Origin of the sequence: Enhygromyxa salina (assembly GCF_002994635.1) — a bacterium.
Lineage (GTDB): Bacteria > Myxococcota_A > Polyangia > Nannocystales > Nannocystaceae > Plesiocystis > Plesiocystis salina_B.
The window spans coordinates 24,093-44,445 of record NZ_PVNL01000028.1 but is presented as its reverse complement, the minus strand read 5'-3'; the positions used below and the strand labels follow the sequence as shown (position 1 = coordinate 44,445).

Annotated in this window: 9 protein-coding genes; 7 read left to right on the top strand and 2 right to left on the bottom strand. The window is 67.9% G+C overall.

The genetic code is table 11. The features are described from left to right. From ENSA7_RS43185 to ENSA7_RS46065, 3 genes are all read left to right on the top strand, one after another. On the top strand, positions 1–1,406 hold a 1,406-nt coding region (locus ENSA7_RS43185), incomplete at its 5' end, for a Tc toxin subunit A-related protein (RefSeq protein ID WP_219907910.1). After that, positions 1,403–8,755: a SpvB/TcaC N-terminal domain-containing protein gene (locus ENSA7_RS04770; protein ID WP_106088003.1), complete on the top strand. Its 7,353-nt coding sequence runs from the start codon at positions 1,403–1,405 to the stop codon at positions 8,753–8,755. The genes ENSA7_RS43185 and ENSA7_RS04770, both read left to right, overlap by 4 nt. Continuing rightward, entirely contained in the window at positions 8,752–9,231 is a 480-nt protein-coding gene (locus ENSA7_RS46065; RefSeq protein WP_106088002.1) for a pentapeptide repeat-containing protein, read from the top strand. The genes ENSA7_RS04770 and ENSA7_RS46065 overlap by 4 nt, the downstream gene beginning before the upstream one ends. A 30-nt stretch (positions 9,232–9,261) precedes the next feature. Here ENSA7_RS46065 and ENSA7_RS42050 read toward each other — a convergent pair whose 3' ends face one another. Then, positions 9,262–9,858 carry a hypothetical protein gene (locus ENSA7_RS42050; protein WP_146157338.1) on the bottom strand — a complete coding sequence of 199 codons (597 nt, stop codon included), beginning with the start codon at positions 9,856–9,858 and terminating at the stop codon, positions 9,262–9,264. Positions 9,859–10,002: 144 nt separating this feature from the next. Here ENSA7_RS42050 and ENSA7_RS04755 point away from each other — a divergent pair, with 144 nt between their 5' ends. Together ENSA7_RS04755 and ENSA7_RS04750 are read left to right on the top strand one after the other, a co-directional pair. Beyond that, positions 10,003–10,188, top strand: coding sequence for a hypothetical protein (locus ENSA7_RS04755; RefSeq protein ID WP_106088000.1), 186 nt, complete (start codon positions 10,003–10,005; stop codon positions 10,186–10,188). Then, positions 10,185–10,499: an FG-GAP repeat domain-containing protein gene (locus tag ENSA7_RS04750; protein WP_146157337.1), complete on the top strand. Its 315-nt coding sequence runs from the start codon at positions 10,185–10,187 to the stop codon at positions 10,497–10,499. The genes ENSA7_RS04755 and ENSA7_RS04750 overlap by 4 nt, the downstream gene beginning before the upstream one ends. 279 nt (positions 10,500–10,778) lie before the next feature. Here ENSA7_RS04750 and ENSA7_RS04745 read toward each other — a convergent pair whose 3' ends face one another. After that, the gene (locus ENSA7_RS04745; protein ID WP_181233158.1) at positions 10,779–11,378 is read right to left on the bottom strand and encodes a TetR/AcrR family transcriptional regulator; all 600 of its coding nucleotides are present in this window, start codon (positions 11,376–11,378) and stop codon (positions 10,779–10,781) included. 240 nt (positions 11,379–11,618) lie between these two features. Between ENSA7_RS04745 and ENSA7_RS04740 the strand changes: the two genes are divergently transcribed. Continuing rightward, entirely contained in the window at positions 11,619–13,244 is a 1,626-nt protein-coding gene (locus ENSA7_RS04740; RefSeq protein WP_106087997.1) for a PfaD family polyunsaturated fatty acid/polyketide biosynthesis protein, read from the top strand. A gap of 62 nt (positions 13,245–13,306) precedes the next feature. Continuing rightward, positions 13,307–20,350 carry a type I polyketide synthase gene (locus ENSA7_RS04735; protein WP_106087996.1) on the top strand — a complete coding sequence of 2,348 codons (7,044 nt, stop codon included), beginning with the start codon at positions 13,307–13,309 and terminating at the stop codon, positions 20,348–20,350. Positions 20,351–20,353: the final 3 nt, after the last annotated feature.

The following is a 20,353-nucleotide window of genomic DNA, read 5'->3' as shown; positions in this document are numbered from 1 at the left end:
AGGCGGAGCGGCTCGCGCAGGACATTGTGGCGGCGACGATCCGGCTCGAGATCGCCGAGCGCGAGCTCGACAACCACGCAAAACAAGTCGAGCACGCCCAGGCGGTCGACGCGTACATGCGCACGAAGTTCAGCAATCGTGAGCTCTACGACTGGATGAGCAGTCAGCTGGCGACGCTGTACTTCCAGACCTATCAGCTCGCGTTCGACCTGGCCAAGCGGGCCGAGCGGGCGTATCGGCATGAGCTTGCGATCGATCCGGCCGAGCCGCCGATCATCGAGTTCGGGTACTGGGATAGCCTGCACAGGGGCCTGCTCGCGGGCGAGCGGCTCGGGCATGACCTCGAGCGGCTTGATTTGGCGTACATGGATCGGGACATCCGCGAGCTCGAGCTGCGCAAGAGCGTGTCGCTGGCCGAGGTCGACCCGGAGCAGCTGCGATCGCTCCGCGAGACGGGGCGCTGCGACTTTGGGATCCCGGAGGTGCTGTTTGACCTCGACCATCCGGGGCATTACCTGCGACGGATCCGAGCCGTGAGGCTGACGATCCCGGCGGTGGTGGGACCGTACACCAGCTTGGGTGCGAACCTGCAGCTGCTCACGCACAAGACTCGGTTCGAGAAGACGGCGGGGTACGCCGAAGAGCCGGTCGGCGGTGATCCGCGGTTTGCCTACGGCACCGGATCGGGACAGTCGATCGCTACCAGCACCGCCGTCAGCGACGGCGGGCTGTTCAACCTCGACTTTCGTGACGAGCGCTACCTGCCGTTCGAGTACGCGGGAGCGGTCAGCACTTGGGCGCTGGAATTGCCGGGGGAGGTGCGGCAGTTCGACTATCGGACGATCGAGGATGTCGTGATCCACATCGACTACACCGCCCGGCCAGGTGGCGTCGACCTGCGCGGCGAGGCCGAGGAGGCCTTGGTCGACGGACTCAACGCGACCCAGGGCGAGGGGCAGCCGTTGGCGCTGCTGGTCTCTGTTCACGACGCGTTCCCCAACGAGTGGAAGCAGTTCTTCGAGGTCGACGCGGACACGGGTGACCACGTGCTGACGTTGCCGATCTCGGCCGAGCACTTTCCCCACTTCGCTCGTCACAAAGGGTTTGGGATCCTCAAGGCCAGCGTTGCGCTGATCCTCGAGCCGAGCTTGGGCAGCGAGACGATACCAGAGCTCGAGGCGCGGCTGGACGTCGCGCAGTCGCCCGCTGAGCTCGTGCAGGCGCAGGGCGACGCGTTCATGAGCGCGAGCTTTGCCCTGAACGGCCCTGCGCAGCCTGGTGTCTGGACGCTGAAGGTGGCGGATAGTGTGATCTCTGCGCAGCTGCAGACCAACGGCAGGCTCGATCCCAACAAGCTCGCGGGCCTCGTGCTGGTCCTCCGTTACACGCTGAACGAGGCGCCATGAACGACGAACGCGACAATGGTCCGAAGCTCACGTCGGGCCCCTCGCTGCCGATCCAGGGGCCGCGGCCAAAGCAGCCATTCAACGCCGGCGTGACGCCGGGTCGAGACGCTCCCGGGGCGGGCAAACAAGACGACCCGAACCCGTTTGCGCAGGTGTTTCGGTCGCCGTTTGGGGGCGACCAGGCGTCCGATCCACGCTCGACCTTCGCGCCAGCGATCTCGCTGCCAACCGGCGGCGGTGCGGTACGGAGCATCGGCGAGAAGTTCTCGTCGAATCCCTTCACTGGGACCGGCTCGACTTCCGTACCGGTCGCCACGTCGCCGGGCCGCGGTGGCTTTGGGCCCAGCCTCGCGCTGAGCTACGGGTCTGGGCAAGGTAATGGACCGCTGGGTCTCGGGTGGTCGCTCGGCGTGCCGACGATCTCGCGCAAGACCGAGAAGGGCTTGCCCGAGTACTGGGACTCGAACCCGGATCCAAAGCAGAACGACACGTTCATCTTGGCGGGCGCCGAGGACCTGGTCGAGGTGGGCTTCGAGCAGCGTGATGGGCACTTGATCAGCCAGTTCCAGCCACGCGTCGAGGGTGGGTTTGCGAGGATCGAGCGCTGGCAATCGAAGGCTACCCGACAGGTGTTTTGGAAGACGATCTCGCGCGACAACGTCACGAGCTACTTCGGCAAGACCGCGGCGGCGCGGGTTGTCGATCCTGCGGTTCCGAATCGTTTGTTCTCCTGGCTGCTCGAGGAGTCGCACGATGACCGCGGGAACATCATCGTCTACGAATACAAGCAGGAGGATCTCGCGGGCGTGGATACTCGTGCGCCGGAGGAGCAGCCGCGCTTGGTTGGCGACGGCGTGCAAGCGCAGCGCTACCTCAAGCGGATCAAGTATGGCAACGCGGCGCCGTTCGTCGCGGGTGGGTGGATGTTCGAGGTCGTGCTCGACTACGGCGAGCACGGGACGTGGCACGGCGAGAAGCTCGAGATCAGCCCCGTCGAAGATCGGGCCTGGCCGGCACGCATGGACACCTTCTCGAGCTATCGGGCCGGGTTCGAGATCCGCACGCGGCGGCTGTGTCGGCGGGTGTTGATGTTTCATCACTTTGCCGAACTCGGCGAGGCGCCGTATCTGGTCGCGTCGACGGATCTCGTGCACGCCGAGGATCCCGCGATGACGCGGGTGACCGGCGTGGTTCAGCGTAGCTACCGGCTCGATGAAGGTACGGGGTGGTTCGACGCCGCGGCCCTGCCCACGTTGGAGTTCGAGTATAGCGACGCGTCGGTGGATCCCGTGCTGCACGAGATCACCGACGCGGCCACGCTGAAGAACCTGCCCGCCGGGATCGACGGCCGCATGACGCGGCTGGTCGATCTCGACGGCGAAGGCGTGCCGGGGTTGGTCACCGAGGCCGCCGGGACTTGGTACTTCAAACGCGGACTTGGCGATGGTCGTTTTGGCCCGATGGTGGCGATGCCCTCGCGGCCGACCACGCTCGGCGCTCCGGGTGTGCAGCTCATGGATCTCGACGGCGACGGTCGCAAGGAGCTGGTCAGCTTCGTGGTGCCTGCGCCCGGGTTCTTCACGCGGACCGAGGACGAGGGCTGGGGCAACTTTCGCAAGTTCTCGACGGTGCCCAACATCGACTGGCAGGACCCGCGGGTGCAGCTGATCGATCTGGCTGGCGACGGGTTCCCGGACGTGCTCGTGGATCGCGGCGACAACTTCGGCTGGTATCGCAGCAAGGGCGTCGATGGATTCGAGGCGCCCAAGCAGATCCCGAATACCCACGACGCCGCCTCGCGGCCGATGCTGGTGTTCAACGACGCGCGGATCTCGATCCAATTCGCGGACATGACCGGCGACGGACTACCGGACTTGGTTCGAGTTCGCAACGGTGAAGTCGCGTATTGGCCATGTCTTGGCTTCGGGCAATTCGGACGGATGATCCGCATGGGCGGGCTGTCGAGCTTCGCGTCGGCGAGCGACCTGTTTCACCCGAGTCGCGTTCGGCTCAGTGACGTCGATGGCAGCGGTACGACTGATCTGATCTATCTTGGGGATCGCGGCGCGACGATCTACCGCAACCTGTCTGGCAATGGCTTCGCGGCTGGCGAGCACCTGTCGCAGTTTCCCAGCGTGCGTAGCGTCGACTGGGCGGAGGTCGTGGATCTGAAGGGCAACGGGACGGGGTGTCTGGTGTGGTCGACATCGCACTCGGCGGGGCGCGGGGGCGTGCTGCGGTATATTGATCTGACGAGCGGTACGAAGCCGCACCTGCTCGTCGCCACCAAGAACAACATGGGCGCCGAGACGCGGGTTCGCTACGCGCCGTCGACGAAGTTCTACTTGGCGGACAAGGCCGCCGGGAAGCCCTGGGCGACCAAGCTGCCGTTTCCGGTGCATGTCGTGGATCGGGTCGAGCAGATCGATCACGTGACGCGCCAGCGCTACGTGCAGCACTTCGCGTATCACCACGGGTACTTCGATGGTGGCGAGCGCGAGTTTCGGGGCTTCGGCATGGTCGAGACCTGGGACACCGAGTCGTTCGAGAACTTCTCGGGGGATGGGCTGTTTGCGTTCGCGCAATTCGACGCGGTCGAGGAGCACCTGCATCAGCCGCCCGTGTACACGAAGAGCGGGTTTCACACCGGGGCGTATCTGGCGGGGAGCAAGTTCTCACGGTTGTTTGCGGGTGAGTATTGGAGCGGTGATCCTGTCGCGTGGACCTTGCCGGATAGCAGGTTGCCCTCGTGGCTGAGCGGCGACGACAGGGCCGAGGCCGTGCGCGCTCTGGCGGGGCGGACGTTGCGAACGGAGGTGTACGCGCTCGACGGGTCCGAGCTCGAAGGAGTGCCGTACACGGTTAGCGAAGCGACCTTCGAGGTTCGGCAGCTGCGGGGGCGCGGCGACAATCGACACGGAATCTACCTCGCTCATGATCGGGAGTCGCTGAGCTACCAATACGAGCGAGATGTCGCGGATCCGCGGATCGGTCACAGCTTCGTGCTCGAGGTCGACGACTACGGGACGGTGCTGCGCTCGGCGGCGGTCGCCTATCCGCGGCGGGAGACGGTCGAGCCCGCGGAGCAAGCGGCGCTGCACGTCACGCTCAGCGAGGCCGAGGTCGCGCATGTGGACGGTGACCCGAATCAGCTGCGGCTCGCGGTACCGGTCGAGTCTCGCAGCTACGAGGTGCACGGTTTGGTGGCCGCGCCGACGGGCTTCACCTGGCAGGCGGTGCGCGACGCAGCCGATTCGGCGACTCCGGTCACCTACGATGGCGAGCTGTCAGACGGCATCGACAAGCGGCTGCTCAGTCGCTCGCGCGTTCGCTACTTCGCCGATGACCTCTCGGGCCCGCTCCCGCACGGCAGCGTCGAGAGCAAGGCGCTGGCCTACGACAGCGACGCGATGGCGATGACGCAGACTCAGCGGCAGTCGGTCTTTGGTGAGCTGACCGGCGCGCCCACCGACGCCGAGCTCGAGGACGTGGGCAAGTACGTGCTCGCGGACGACGCGTGGTGGGTCCGCACGGGTCATCCGACCTATGACGCGAGCAAGTTTTACGCGGTCACTGGCGTCACGGATCCCTACGGCAACATCTACTCGACCACCTACGACGCGCACGCGCTGCTGACCGTGAGCAGCACGGACCCGCTCGGCAACACCGTCACCGCCGAGCACGACTTCCGCGTGCTCGGGCCGTGGCAACTCACCGACGCCAACGGCAACCGCAGCCAGGTCGCCTTCGACGTGCTCGGGCTCGTCACCGCCAGCGCGGTGATGGGCAAGGTCGGCGACAGCGATGGCGACACCCTCGACGACCCAACCAGCACCTTCGAGTACGACCTCTTCGCCTGGCAAGACTCCGGCAAGCCCAACTGGGCCAAGACGCGTGTCCGCGAGACGCACCAAGACCCAGACACTCGCTGGCTGGAGCAACGCGCGTACTTCTCTGGGGGTGGCGGCGTCGTGATGGTGAAGGCGCAAGCCCGCCCTGGCCTCGCGCCGCAGCGCGACGTCGACGGTCAGCTGGTCTTGGTCGACGGCGAGATTCAGTACGAGGACACCAGCCCGGACGTGCGCTGGGTGGGCAACGGCCGCGTCGTCTTCGACAACAAGGGCAACGTGCTCAAGGCCTACGAGCCGTACTTCTCCAGCACGCCCGAGTACGAGGACGAGGCCGAGCTCGTCGAGCAGGGCGTCACATCGCTCAACCACTACGACCCGCTCGGTCGAATGATCCGCACGGACCTGCCCAACGGCACGTTCTCCCGTGTGGAGTTCACGCCGTGGCAGCAGACCAGCTGGGACGTCAACGACACCGTGCTCGACAGCCACTGGTACGCCGAACGCATCAGCTACCAAGGCCCAGACGTCGCCCTCGAGAAGGAGCACCGCGCCGCCCAACTCGCGGCCAAGCACGCGAACACGCCTAGCAAGGTGCACCTCGACACGCTCGGTCGGCCGTTCCTCAGCGTCGCCCACAACAAGGACCTGGTCGGCAACGACGAGTTCTTCGAGACCAAATCCGTGCTCGACATCCAAGGCAACGTGCTCGAGGTCGTCGACGCTCGCGGCAACTCGGCCGAGACGCGTACCTACGGGATGCTTGGCCAGTCGCTGTTCGTCGGCAGCGTCGACGCTGGCGATCGCCGGCACCTGCTCACCGCGCTCGGTCAGCCCATGCACAGCTGGGATGCTCGCGACCAGCGCTTTTACTTCAGCTATGACACTCTGCGCCGCCCGGTGGACCGCACTGTCAGTGTCGGCGGCGGCGCTGAGAAACTGCTCGGTCGCGTCGTCTACGGTGACCTGCTCGCATCGCCCGAGGCCGCTAATCACCGCGGCCGCGTGTACCGGGTCTACGACGGCGCAGGAGTTGCCACCTCGCTCGCCTACGACTTCAAGGGCCAGCCAACACACGAGCAGCGCCAACTCGTCGCCAGCAAGACCACCCAGCCCGACTGGAGTGCCCTGCTCGGCCAAAGTACAATTCCCGCGATGGCCACCGCCGCTGCACCGCTGCTCGACCCCGAGATGTTCTCGGCGTCCAGCGAACGCGACGCGCTCGGCCGCGTGCTGAAGGCCATCTCCCCCGACAACTCCGAAGTCACGTACACCTACGATGACGGCGGCGGTCTTCGGCGTGTCGAGCTCAAACACCGCGGCAGCGCCACTGTCGAGACCGTGGTGGGCGACATCACCTACAACGCCCGCGGGCAACGAGAGCGTGTCATCTACGGCCTGGCCCATTCGCCGACCACAACGACCTCGTATACCTACGACCCCAAAACCTACCGCCTCGCGCGGCTGTCCACGCTCCGCGGCAGCGACAACGCCTCGCTTCAGGGCCTGCACTACCACTACGAACCGGCAGGCAACGTCACCGACATCCGCGACACCGCTCAGCAGACGGTCTACTTCAACAACGCCGTCGTCGAGGCCGCCAACTCCTACACCTACGACGCCACGTACCGCCTGATCGAAGCGACCGGCCGCGAGCACGCCACCCAAGGCACGACGCAGCGTACCCACGAGCAACTCCCCGTCGGCCCGCAGCCGATGACCAGCGATCCGTCGGCGATGCGCCGCTACACGCAGCGCTACGCGTACGACAGCGTCGGCAACATCCTGAAGATGCAACACGTCCCCGCCGCGGGGACCGGCTGGACTCGTCGCTACGAGTACGCCCACGACGGCAACCGCCTGCTCGCCACGTCAGCCCCAGGCGACGCCGCCAACGGCCCATACACGCACACGTACAGCTACGACGTGCACGGCAGCATGACAACCATGCCGCACCTCGCGGCGGTGGACTGGAACCACGATGACGAACTTCAGCACGCAACTACCGGAACAGAACAGGTCTACTTTCAGTACGCGGGAGGCATCCGCAGCCGCAAGTTCACCGCGAAGCAAGGCAGCACGACCGAGGAACGCATCTACCTCGGCCCGTTCGAGATCTACCGCAAGCGCGTCAACGGCACGCTCGACCTCGAGCGGGAGTCGCTGCACATCAGCGACGGCAGCGGGCGTATCTGCATGGTCGAAACCAAGCGCATTGACGGCGGCTCCTCGGTTCGGAACCTGACCTGCATCTGGCGCTACCAGCTGAGTAACCACCTTGGTTCAGCCGCGACCGAGGTCGACGGCAGCGGCGCGGTCATCTCGTACGAAGAGTATCATCCGTATGGAACGAGCGCGTATCGGGCCGTCAACGCCAGCATCGACGTGTCGGCGAAGCGATACAGCTACACGGGAATGGAGCGCGACGAGGAGACCGGGCTTGAGTATTGCTCGGCGCGCTACTTCGGAAACTGGTTGGGGCGATGGATTGGCCCAGACCCCGCGGGGCTAGAAGCAGGAGTAAATCGCTTCCAGGGTGCCGATGCAAATCCAGCCACCAAAGCCGACCGAAATGGGAAAACAGCATTTGCTGCACGAGTCGGTCAAATGGCGACACAGGCAGTGGACGAGGCGAGGAACACCACTCCGGCACCTGAAGACTACGATGCACTCAAGCAGGAACTGGTTGATCTCGAGATTGCTCAGCTAGAGTCGCCCGAGAGTGATGATTCATATGCTGCGCAAGAGGCACTCGAAAATGAAATAGCAATCATCCGCGAGTCCCTGGCTGACGAGAAAGAAGCATGGTCTGAACGCGGACACCCGTTTGGCCCAACGCTGGCACCACAGGGTGGCCGCGTCAATGCACAGGAGTACATCGGGCCCGGTTACAGTCTGAGCCAAGACGAACTTCGTGTGCGAAATTTCGCTCGGGGGGGAACAGCCGGCACCGGCCCCACGTTCAAACAACTAACCGGGATTGCAGGGGCCTCAGCAGAGCGGCCAATCCAAGAGTTCTCCGAAAACCTGGTGCCCGTGGTGGGGCACGTCATGAGGGGACTTGAGTTGGTGGCGGTGGTCGACGGTGCGGATCCGCTGGCTGCGATGGAGATTTCCACTCTCGGCAGCCGCGGGGCGACTCCTCGAGGTCCCACAGTGGAGGGGACAGGGGCCTCTCAATTTGTCTCCAATGGAGACGATGTCACAGATGAACTGGTCCGGCAAGCAATGAAGAATGCCCCCCTCAAGTCCAACCAGGAGGCTGTGTCACTCCCTGTGATTCGCGCCTACGTTGACCGGCTTGCGGCCGGCGATGTCGCGCCAGCCATCTCCGTCAGCGGTGGTGTTATCACCGAGGGCCATCACCGCTATATTGCGGGCCGCTTGTTCGGCTCAGAACCGGCGCAGCGAGCGGGCACTCGAGTCGCAAACCAGGCCACAAAGCCCGCCGTTGCCTGGGAGAACGTCATCCTGGACATGGCAGATTGGGGGAATCGATGATCATCGAGTGCGCAACTGGTCGAATGGTCTTTGTGGCAGGCGAAACGCTTGAAGGAGCCAACCTGCGAGGGTTGGACCTTCATCGGGCCCAACTTGGAGATGCGATCCTCCGCGGCGCTCACCTTGACCGTGCGACGCTGCGAAACGCCTACCTTCAACGCGCAGACCTTTCCGAAGCGAGTCTCATTGACACTGCACTAATGCTTGCCGATCTCACCGCGGCAAGCCTGCGAAGGGCAAACTTGCGAGGTGCTGGGCTGAATGCTGCTCGCCTCGATCGCGCCGACCTACGTGGCGCCGATCTCACAGGTGCAGACGTAGGACATGCAAATTTTAGTGGCGCAGACCTTCGCGGGGCCGTGCTCCTTTCCAGGAGGATTGATCTCGCGAATTGGCAGGGAGCCATGGCGGACGAGGGAACCGTCTGGCCGCAAGGTCATAGCCTCAAAAGTGCCGGCATTGTATTTCAGAAGTAATAGCTGGGCAGGGCGTGGATTGCAGCCTGATCAAGCTGGCGCGACTTGTGCGATCAAGCTCGCCTGATGATGCAGAAAAGCCGCATCGAACCGCCCAGAGAGTTGCAACCCACGAGCCGTGATGACACCACGCAACCCGGGCACTTCCCACTGAGAGCCCGGATGCTTGACGCGCAGTTGATGAAGCGCGCACGTCGACTCGGTTGCCCCGCTGCCGATCGCCATCCCCTGCTCACGCGCGGCTTTGTATTTCATCAGCGGCCTTCGCTTCTTGAAGTAGGTCAGGGCCGAATGGAGGGCGGCTGCGATTGTGGCCTCGAGGTCGGGTTTGTCTGCCTCGCCCCGGAGATGACGCACGACTCGCTGTGCGCCGTCCCCCTCGTTCAGCAGCCAGTTGCGGTAGGTACGACGCATGTCGTAGGGGGCGCCGTCATCGCACGCGACGATGACCGCATCGAGGTAGGCAATCGCGTGATGGAAGTCGACGAGCTGCGAGCGAGGGACACCTTCGGGAAGACGCTCACGCAGCTCACGAGGGAGGGCTTCGAGCTCCGCGGCGCCGTCCTGGATGGTCACTACGGGGACATCCCGTCGGTGTTCGATGTGGTGGATGACTTCGTCAGCCATGCGCGCGACCAGCTGTGCCGTTTCACTTAGATGGCGTGATGGAAGGGTCGCGCGTCGCCGCGAGCGCGGTTGGCGAATCGGCGATTCGGGCCGGCGCCGTATCTGGTTGGGTCGACGGATCTACTGCATGCGGAGGATCCGGCGATGACGCGAGTGACAGGCGTCATCCAGCGCAGCTATCGGCTCGACGCCGACTCGGGCTGGTTCGACACCGCCGCTCTGCCCACGCTGGAGTTTGAGTATAGCGTCGCGTCGGTGGATCCGGTGCTGCACGAGATCACCGACGCGACCACCCACAAAATCTCCCGGCGGGGATCGACGGGCGCATGACTCGGCTCGTGGATCTCGACGGCGAGGGCGTGCCGGGCTTGGTCACCGAGACCGCCGGGACTTGGTACTTCAAGCGGGGCCTCGGCGACGGGCGCTTTGGGCCGACGGTAGCCATGCCGTCGCGGCCGACCACGCTCGGTGCTCCCGGCGTGCAGCTCATGGACCTCGACGGCGACGGTCGCAAGGAGCTGGTCAGCTTCGTCGCGCCCGCGCCGGGGTACTTCACGCGAACCGACAGCAAGGCCGTGTTTAACTTGCCGCAATCGTCGCAGGAGATCTCCACGCTCATCTCCTCCGCATCGACGTCGTGACCCACCAAGTACTCCCACTCCATTCCGGCATGGTCGTCGGCGTATCCACGGAGGTTCTCACGGTAGGGTCTAAAGGCTTTCACGCTCGTACCCGAGTTGATCGCGTCGCCGACGTTCGGCTGTCCGCCCGAGTTGCTGGCGTTGCCGTTGTGCAGCGCGGTGATCGGCCGGCGAAGCACGCGGGGTCCGAGTAGAGCAGCAACCATTTCATGGCGAGTCGACAACGGCAGGAACGGCCCCAGACGCACCTGACGACGCGACTCCAACCTGATCGGCGCTCTAGCGAATGCCAAACCCAGCCTCGAGCGAGTCGAGGGCTTCGTGCCCGAGTTGATCGAGATCCTCGACGCCCCCAGTCGCGTACCAGTGGCGCATGGTCGCGCGCACGGTCCCCATCATCGCCCCGGCCAAGACTTCGGCGCGCCGCTCGGACGCGGAGCCCGGCGGGAGCTGGTTGATGAACACCGCGGCGATGTCCTGCTCCCACTCACGATCGATCGCCGCCTCGCGAGCCAGCAACGCCGACGATGATCGGATCAAGCTCTGCGCGACCAACAGCTGCTCGCGGTTCTCGCTGTACTCGACGCTGAACAGTCGGGTCAGCCGACGAAAGGTGTCGAACGGCGACTCGTCCGGCGGCGCGGCGCTGAGGATCTCGACGAAGCGCTCGCGCCTGCGCTCGCGGTTGGGGAACACCAGGCTCTCCTTGTCCGGAAAGTAGCGGAAGAAGGTTCGCTTGGAGACGTCGCTCGCGGCACAGATGTCTTCGAGCGTGGTCGAGTCGAACCCGTGCTCGTGGAACAGCTCGTGGGCGCGGCTGAGGATCCGCGATCGCGTCTCGGCCTTCTTCTGCTCGCGCGTCTGCTCGGACCCGGTCACGGCCGGAATTTATACGGCATGTCGTGTGAGATGTGCCACTCAGTGGCATCGGGCGCTCGGACGGGTGCCTCACGGCCGAATTTGGCGCTCGTGTGGGTGATCTCTGCGCGATGAGCACGGCCGCTGAGGCGCCGATAACGGGGTTCGTTACACAACTAAGACAGAGAATTCGGACGTGGGCGCCGCACGCAGGGAGACGAAACCGCCACTGGGTGGCACCTTCCGCCCTGGCTTCCCCAAATGTCCTCCGAACACGATTTTTCAGCGGGCTTCTGGCACGACGCAGACACGGCTCCAGCGTTCGCTGGCGCGGCGATCGTCGACGCGTGCGCGCGGGTCCGAGAGCCCGCGTTCGTGATCCGTCACCCGGAGACAGGCGCGATCGGTGTCGCGGTTGGCGGTCGAGTCGGCGCCGATCCAGTGGCACTCGGCCGCCCGGGGTGGCCGGTGTGGGGCCGGCTGCCGCCGCTGTATCCGGAGTGGCTCGGCGACCGTTCGTTCGCGCAGACCCACGGGGTTCGGTTTCCTTATGTGACCGGCGCGATGGCCAACGGGATCGCCACGACCGAGCTGGTCGCCGAGGTCGGCCGCGCGGGGTTCCTGGGCTTCTTTGGTGCGGCGGGGCTGGCCTACGGTCGGGTCGAGCAGGCGGTCGCGCAGCTGAGCGCGGAGCTCGGGGACACGGCCGCGTGGGGCTGCAACTTGATCCACTCGCCGCAGGAGCCGGCGCTCGAGGACGCGGTCGCGCAGCTGTACATCGAGCGCGGGGTTCGGCGGGTCTCGGCGGCCGCGTTCATGGCCTTGACCCCGGCGATCGTCCGCTACGCGATCGCGGGGATCCATCAAGATCAGCACGGCCAGATCGTGCGGCCGCGCCACGTGTTCGCCAAGGTCTCGCGGCTCGAGGTCGCGCGGCACTTCCTCGAGCCGGCGCCCGAGAAGATCCTGCAGGTGCTGCGCGAGCGCGGGCAGATCACCGAGCACGAGGCCGCGCTGGCCCGGCACGTGCCGATCGCCGAGGACATCAGCGTCGAGTCCGACTCGGGCGGCCACACCGACAACCGCCCGCTCGCGGCGCTGCTGCCCAGCATGCTCGCGCTGCGCGACGAGATCGTCGCGGCGCGCGGCTACACGCGACCGATCCGCGTGGGCGCGGCCGGGGGCATTGGGACCCCGAGCGCGGTCGCCAGCGCGTTCGCGCTGGGGGCCGCGTACGTGCTGACGGGCTCGGTCAACCAGGCGTGCGTGGAGTCGGGGCTCGACGCGAGCGGCAAGCAGATGCTGGCCGAGGCCGGGATCGCCGACGTGATCATGGCCCCGGCCGCCGACATGTTCGAGCTGGGCGTCGAGGTCCAGGTCCTGCGCCGCGGCACGCTGTTTGGGGTCCGCGCCAAGCGGCTCTACGAGCTGTACCGGGCCCACGCAAGCTGGGAGCAGATCCCCGCCGACGAGCGCCGCAAGGTCGAGCAGCAGCACCTGCGCGCGAGCTTTGACGCGGCCTGGGAGTCGACGCGCAGGTTCTGGGCCGAGCGCGATCCGGCCGAGATCGCCAAGGCCGACGCCGATCCTCGCCACAAGCTCGCGCTGGTGTTTCGCTCGTACCTCGGCCAGTCGAGTCGGTGGGCGATCATCGGTCAAGAAGATCGTCGCACCGACTTTCAGATCTGGTGCGGCCCGGCGATGGGGGCGTTCAACGCCTGGACCGCCGGGAGCTTCCTGGCCGCGCCCGAGGCCCGCACGGTCGTGCAGGTCGCCCGGAACTTGATCGAGGGCGCGGCGGCCATCTCCCGCGCTCAACAGCTGCGCAGCTACGGCGTGCCGGTCCCGGCGGCCGGCTTTGACTTTCGCCCCCGGCCACTGGCCTGAACCCCTGGGCCTGAACCTTGGGCCCTGAACCTTCACCTGACGCTTCACCTGACGAGGTCCGCATGACTACTCAATCGCCCCGTTGTCCCCTCGCGATCGTTGGTGTGTCCGCCCTGTTCCCTGGCTCGCAAGACGCCACCGGGTTCTGGACGGACATCCTGGCCGGCCGGGATCTGCTCAGCGACGTGCCGACCACCCACTGGCTGCCCGAGGACTACTATGATCCCGATCCGCGCGCGCCCGACAAGACCTACGCCAAGCGCGGCGGGTTCCTGTCGCAGGTGGACTTCGATCCGATGGCGTGGGGCGTGCCGCCCAACATCATCAAGGCCACCGACACCTCGCAGCTGCTGGGGTTGATCGTCGCCGAGCAGGTGTTGCGCGACGCGGCGCGGAGCCAGTTCGACGCGATGGACCGCTCGCGGATCTCGGTGATCCTGGGCGTGACGTCGGCCCAGGAGCTGCTGGCTTCGATGATCAGCCGGCTGCAGAAGCCGGTGTGGGTCAAGTCGCTGCGCGAGCAGGGGCTGGGCGAAGACGAGGTCCAGGCGGTCTGCCAGCGGATCGCCGATCACTACACCCCGTGGGAGGAGAGCTCGTTCCCGGGCTTGCTCGGCAACGTGGTGGCCGGGCGGATCGCCAACCGGCTCAACCTCGGCGGGACCAACTGCGTCGCGGATGCGGCCTGCGCCTCGACCTTCGCGGCGCTGAGCATGGCCGCGCAAGAGCTGTACCTGGGCGACTCGGACCTGGTGATCACGGGCGGGGTCGACACGCTCAACGACATCTTCATGTTCATGTGCTTCTCGAAGACGCCGGCGCTGTCGGCCTCGGGCGACTGCCGGCCGTTCTCGGATCAGGCCGACGGCACCATGCTCGGCGAGGGTCTGGGCATGGTCGCGCTCAAGCGCCTCGCCGACGCCGAGCGCGACGGCGATCGGATCTACGCGGTGTTGAAGGGGATCGGGGCGTCGTCGGACGGGCGCTCGAAGAGCGTGTACGCGCCAGTGTCGGCTGGGCAGGCCCAGGCGCTGCATCGGGCGTGGGGGCACGCGGGGATCGAGCCGGACACGATCGAGCTGATCGAGGCCCACGGGACCGGGACCAAGGCCGGCGACGCGGCCGAGTTCGAGGGCCTGCGCCAGGCGTTTGGCGTGCGTGACGAGGCGCAGTGGTGCGCGCTCGGATCGGTGAAGTCGCAGATCGGGCACACCAAGGCGGCGGCCGGGGCCGCGGGGCTGTTCAAGGCCGTGATGGCGCTGCACACCAAGGTGCTGCCGCCGACGATCAAGGTTGATCGGCCCAACCCCAAGCTCGAGATCGAGACCTCGCCGTTTTATCTGAACACCCAGGCCCGCCCGTGGATCCGCGCCAGCGATCACCCACGCCGCGCGGGCGTGAGCGCGTTCGGGTTTGGCGGCTCGAATTTTCACCTGCTGCTCGAGGAGTACGGCGGCGAGGCGACGGCCGAGCGGCTGCGCACGCTGCCGGTCGAGCTGATTGCGATCTCGGGTGAGAGCGGGGCGAAGGTGGCGGAGCAGGCCCGGGCCTGGGCGGGGCGCTGCGACGAGCGGGGGCTGCTGCGGCTGGCCGCGTGGGACAGCCAGCGCAGCTTCAATGCGTCGGCGCCGGCTCGCCTGTGTGTGGTTGCGAGCGACGAGTGGGACCTGCGGACCAAGCTCGAGCGGGCGGCGACGCAGATTGAGGCGGATCCCGCCGCGGCGTTCGAGAGCCCCAACGGGAGCGCCTACGGGGTCGGGCCGCAGGTCGGTCAGATCGGGCTGTTGTTCCCGGGGCAGGGCAGCCAGTACGTGGGCATGACCGCCGAGCTCGCGATGAGCTTTGATCACGCGCGCGGGGCCTGGGATCGCGCGGCCGAGCTGCGCTTGGGGCTGGGTGAGCGTCGGCGGCTGGATCAGCTGGTGTTTCCGATCCCGAAGTTCGACGACGCGGCGCGCGAGCGCGACGAGCTCGAGCTGCGCGAGACCGAGTGGGCCCAGCCGGCGATCGGCTGCGCGAGCGCGTCGCTGCTGGCGATCCTGCGCGAGCTCGGGCTCACCGCGCACGCCGTCGCCGGGCACAGCTTTGGCGAGGTCATGGCGCTGCACGCCGCGGGGGTGCTCGGGGAGGCGGACATGCTTCGCGTGGCTCGGCGCCGCGGTGAGCTGATGGCGGCCGCCGGCTCGTCGGAGCTGCCGGGGGCGATGAGCGCGGTGACGGCCTCGGCCGAGCAGGTCCGCGCGGCGATCGAGGGGCTCGACGACGTGGTCCTGGCCAACCTGAACGCGCCCAAACAGACGGTGATCAGCGGCCCGGTGCGCGCGATCGAGGCGGCCGAGCAGGCTCTCGGTCGCGCGGGGCTCGACGCCAAGCGGCTGCCGGTCGCGTCGGCGTTTCACTCGCCGTTGGTGTCGGCGAGCGTCGAGCCGTTCGCCAAGTTCCTGGATCAGCTCGAGTTCGCGCCCGCGCAGCTGCCCGTGTACTCGGGCGAGTCGGGGGCTCCATATGAGCCTGAGGCCGCTGGGGCGCGCGCGCGCCTGGGTCGGCAGATCGCCCAGCCAGTGCGCTTCACCTCGGTGGTCGAGGCGATGGCCGACGCGGGCGTCCACACCTTCATTGAAGTTGGACCCGGATCGGTGCTGACCAACCTGGTGGGCAAGATCCTCGACGGTCGGCCGCACGCGGCGGTCGCGTTGGATCGGCGCGGGACCGGCAGCGTGATCACGCTGGCTCGCGCGCTGGCGCGGCTGTGTGCGCTGGGTGTGCCGCTGCGCCTGGACGCGCTGTGGCAGGGCTACCGGGTGCCCGAGGATCGCAGCGGCCAGCCCGCGCCCAAGCTGGCGGTGCCGCTGTGTGGGTCCAACCCGCAAAAGCCGTATCCGCCGGTTGGGGGCGCGAAGGACCTGCCCGCGCCGAACCCCTCGCGGCCGCTCGCCGCTGCTTCACAGACGCCCGCCACCCGTCCCGCCCGGCCGGTCGCGGCCGCAGCACCGACGCCCGCGGCCACCAGTCCCGCGCGGCCGGTTTCGCAGCGATCGACCTCAACCCCGGCGCCGGTCGCCGCAACTCCGCAGCCTGCTCTGCCTCAGACGCCGATGTCCAAGCCTACCTCTGTCCCAAGTCCCACCGTTGCCGCTCCTCCCGTCGCCCAGGCGCCGTCGTATTCGGTGGCTGGCCCGGCATCCGCTGCGCCCGTTGGCGACGCCTGGCTCGCGGCCTGGCAGGAGGCCCAGCGCCAGACCGCGCAGACCCACGCGATGGTGCAGCACTCGATGGCCAGCTCTCACGCGGCGTATCTGCGCGCGACCGAGTCGAGCCTGGCGGGACTGGCCGCGATGGCTGGAGTCTCGCTCCCGGCGGTGGCTGGGGTCGCGGCGACGATGCCCGCGGCGCCGACCATGCATGCGCCCGCGTTTGCTTCGCCCGCGCCTGCGCGAGCGCTCGCAGCCCCGGCGGTGAGCCAGCCTGTCGCGCCCGCGCAGCCTGTCGCCGCGCCACAGCCTGTCGCGCCCGCGCAGCCTGTCGCGCCCGCGCAGCCTGTCGCCGCGCCGAAGCCAGTGATCGCCGCGCCGGTCCAACCTGTCGTCGCGCCGCGACCGATCGCCGCCGCCGCGCCCAAGGTCGACCTCGAGGCGCTGATGCTGACGGTGGTCGCGGACAAGACCGGCTACCCGGAGTCGATGCTGGAGCTGTCGATGGACATGGAGGCCGAGCTGGGGATCGACTCGATCAAGCGGGTCGAGATCCTCGCGGCGGTCCAGGAGCAGGCGCCCGGGCTGCCGGCGATCGACGCGGGCCACATGGGCTCGCTGCGGACCCTGGGCGAGATCGTCGAATACATGCAGAGCCTGATGGGGCAGGGGGGCGGCGCGGCCGTGACCTCGGCTCGTCCGGCTGCGCCCGGCGTCGATCTCGAGGCGCTGATGCTGACGGTGGTCGCCGACAAGACCGGCTACCCGGAGTCGATGCTGGAGCTGTCGATGGACATGGAGGCGGAGCTGGGGATCGACTCGATCAAGCGGGTCGAGATCCTCGCAGCCGTCCAGGAGCAGGCACCCGGGCTGCCGGCGATCGACGCCGGTCACATGGGCTCGCTGCGGACCTTGGGTGAGATCGTCGAGTACATGCAGGGGCTCATGGGTTCGGTCGCGGCCGCGCCTGCAGGTCAGACCGCAGCCGCACCCGGGGTCGATCTCGAGGCGCTGATGCTGACGGTTGTCGCGGACAAGACCGGCTATCCGGAGTCGATGCTGGAGCTGTCGATGGACATGGAGTCCGAGCTGGGGATCGACTCGATCAAGCGGGTCGAGATCCTCGCGGCGGTTCAGGAGCAGGCGCCCGGGCTGCCGGCGATCGACGCCGGTCACATGGGCGCGCTGCGGACCTTGGGTGAGATCGTCGAGTACATGCAGGGGCTCATGGGTCCGGTCGCGCCCGCACCCGCAGCCCCCGTCGCGGCTGGCGTGCCAGCGGCGCCCGGCGTCGACCTCGAGCGGCTGATGCTCGCGGTGGTAGCGGACAAGACGGGCTACCCGGAGTCGATGCTGGAGCTGTCGATGGACATGGAGTCCGAGCTGGGGATCGACTCGATCAAGCGGGTCGAGATCCTCGCGGCGGTCCAGGAGCAGGCGCCCGGACTGCCGGCGATCGACGCGGGCCACATGGGCGCGCTGCGGACCCTGGGCGAGATCGTCAACTACATGCAGGGTCTGCTCGGCCCCAGGCAGGCCCCGGCCCCGATCGTGGTCGGTGCCGTGTCATCCGAGTCGACCGAGGCGCCGGCGATCGACGCCCCGCCGCTCGGTCGCTTCGCGCTGGAGTTGGTGCCCGCGCCGGCCGTCGGCCTGGCGCAGCCAGGTCTGCACGGTCCGAGCGGCGTGTTCGTCACCGGGGCCCCCGAGCTCGCGCCCGCGCTGGTCGCCGCGCTCGAGGCTCGCGGCCTGCGAGCGCGCAGCGGCGACGTGGTCCCCGCGGACGCGACCGCGGTCGTGTACCTGGGTGGTCTGCGCGAGGTCGCCGACGAGGCCGAGGCGATCGCGATCAACCGCGAGGCCTTCCGTGTCGCCCGCACGCTCGCGCCCCGGTTCACGACCGAGGGCGGGCTGTATGTGACCGTGCAGGACACGGGCGGCGGGTTCTGCCTCGAGCCGTCGAGCGGCGTCCGGGCGTTCCTCGGCGGGCTCCCGGCGCTGATCAAGACGGCGAAGCAAGAGTGGCCGGCGGCCAGCCTCAAGGCGATCGACATCGCCCGCGGACTGCGAACCCCAGCGCAGCTGGCCACGGCGATCGTCGACGAGCTGCTGCTCGGCGGCGGTGAGCTCGAGGTCGCGATCTCGGCCGACGACGAGCGCCGCACGCTGCGTTCGTTCGCCGCCCCGCTCGACCCCAGCGCGACCGACCCCAGCGCCGCGCCGATCGGCCGCGGCGACGTGGTCGTGGTCTCCGGCGGCGCGCGGGGGGTCACGGCCGCGTGCGTGATCGAGTGGGCGCGGCGCAGCCAGGCCCGGTTCGCGCTGCTCGGCCGCAGCACCCTCGAGCCCGAGCCGGCCTGCTGCGTGGGGATCGAAGGCGACGCGCAGCTCAAGCGCGCGCTGCTCGACCAGGCCCAGCGCGAGCGCAACAGCCTGACGCCTGCATCGCTGTCACGCCAGGTCAAGGCGGTGCTCGCCGGTCGCGAGATCCGGGCCACGCTCGCCGCGATCACGGCGGCCGGCGGGGAGGCGCTGTACCTCAGCGTCGACGTAGGCGACCGCGCGGGCGTGGCCACGGCCCTGAGTGACCTGCGCTCGAGCTGGGGGCCGATCGTCGGGCTCGTGCACGGCGCGGGGGTGTTGGCCGACAAGCTGATCGCCGAGCTGACCGATGAGCAATTCGGCTGGGCGTTCGACACCAAGGTCGAGGGCCTGCGCGCGCTGCTGGCCGCGACCGCCGATGATCCGCTGCGGGTCCTGTGCACGTTCTCGTCGGTCTCGGCGCGGTGCGGCAACAACGGCCAGTGCGCCTACGCGATGGCCAACGAGATCCTCAACAAGGTCGCGCAGGCGCAAGCCCGGCGGCGGCCCGAGGCGCTGGTCAAGTCGCTGGGGTGGGGTCCGTGGAAGGGCGGCATGGTCAGCCCGCAGCTCGAGCAGCACTTCGCGGCGCTCGGGGTCCCGATGATCCCGCTGGCCGAGGGCGCCAACATGCTGGCCGACGAGCTGGCCGGCAGCGAGCCCGAGCGGGTCGAGCTGGTCTTGGGTGGTGAGCCGCGGCCCGAGGCGCTGCTGGTCAAGGGCAGCGAGGCGCGGGTGCTCGAGCTCGAGGTCCACCTCGATCGTCGGACCCACACCTATCTGGCGGACCACAGCATCGCCGGCACCGTCGTGGTCCCGGTCGTGCTCGCGATCGAGTGGTTCTCGCGCATGGCTCGGGCGTTTCGGCCCGACCTGCAGCTGCTGTCGATCACCGACGTCCGGGTCCTGCGGGGCATCAAGCTGCACGGATTCGAGGCCGCGGGCGACCGCCTGATGCTGCGCTGTCGCCAGTTCAGCAACGGTCGCGGGGTCGTGCTCGAGCTCGAGATCCTGGGCGCCGAGGGCACGCTGCACTACCGGGCCAAGGCCAAGCTCGACGCGCCGGGCTCGGCCTCTAGCGTGGGTCAAGAGCCGAGCCAGGAGCCCGTGCTGCGATCGTGGGGCGACGCGTCGATCTACGGCGACGTGCTGTTTCACGGGCAGGACTTTCAGGTGATCGAGACGCTCGAGGGCGTGGGTGACGACGGCATCGCGGGCACGCTCAAGGGCGTGCGTCGCCAGGCCGGCTGGAGCTCGGAGCCGTGGCAGGTCGACGTCGCCGCCCTCGATGGCGGGCTGCAGCTCGCGGTCTTGTGGGCGCGCGAGCGGCTGGGCGGGGCGACCTTGCCGATGGGGATCGGCGAGCTGCGGATCGGCCACGCGCCGGTCAGCGAGGGGCCGATCCGGGTGGTCGCCAACTGTCGCAAGACCAGCGACTCGCGGGCGACCGCCGACGTGATGTTCCTGGATCAGGCCGGCGTGCGTCTGTCCGAGCTGCGCGGCGCCGAGCTGGTGCTGCGACCCGACCAGGCGCGTACGCTGCAGGGCTCGTAGGAG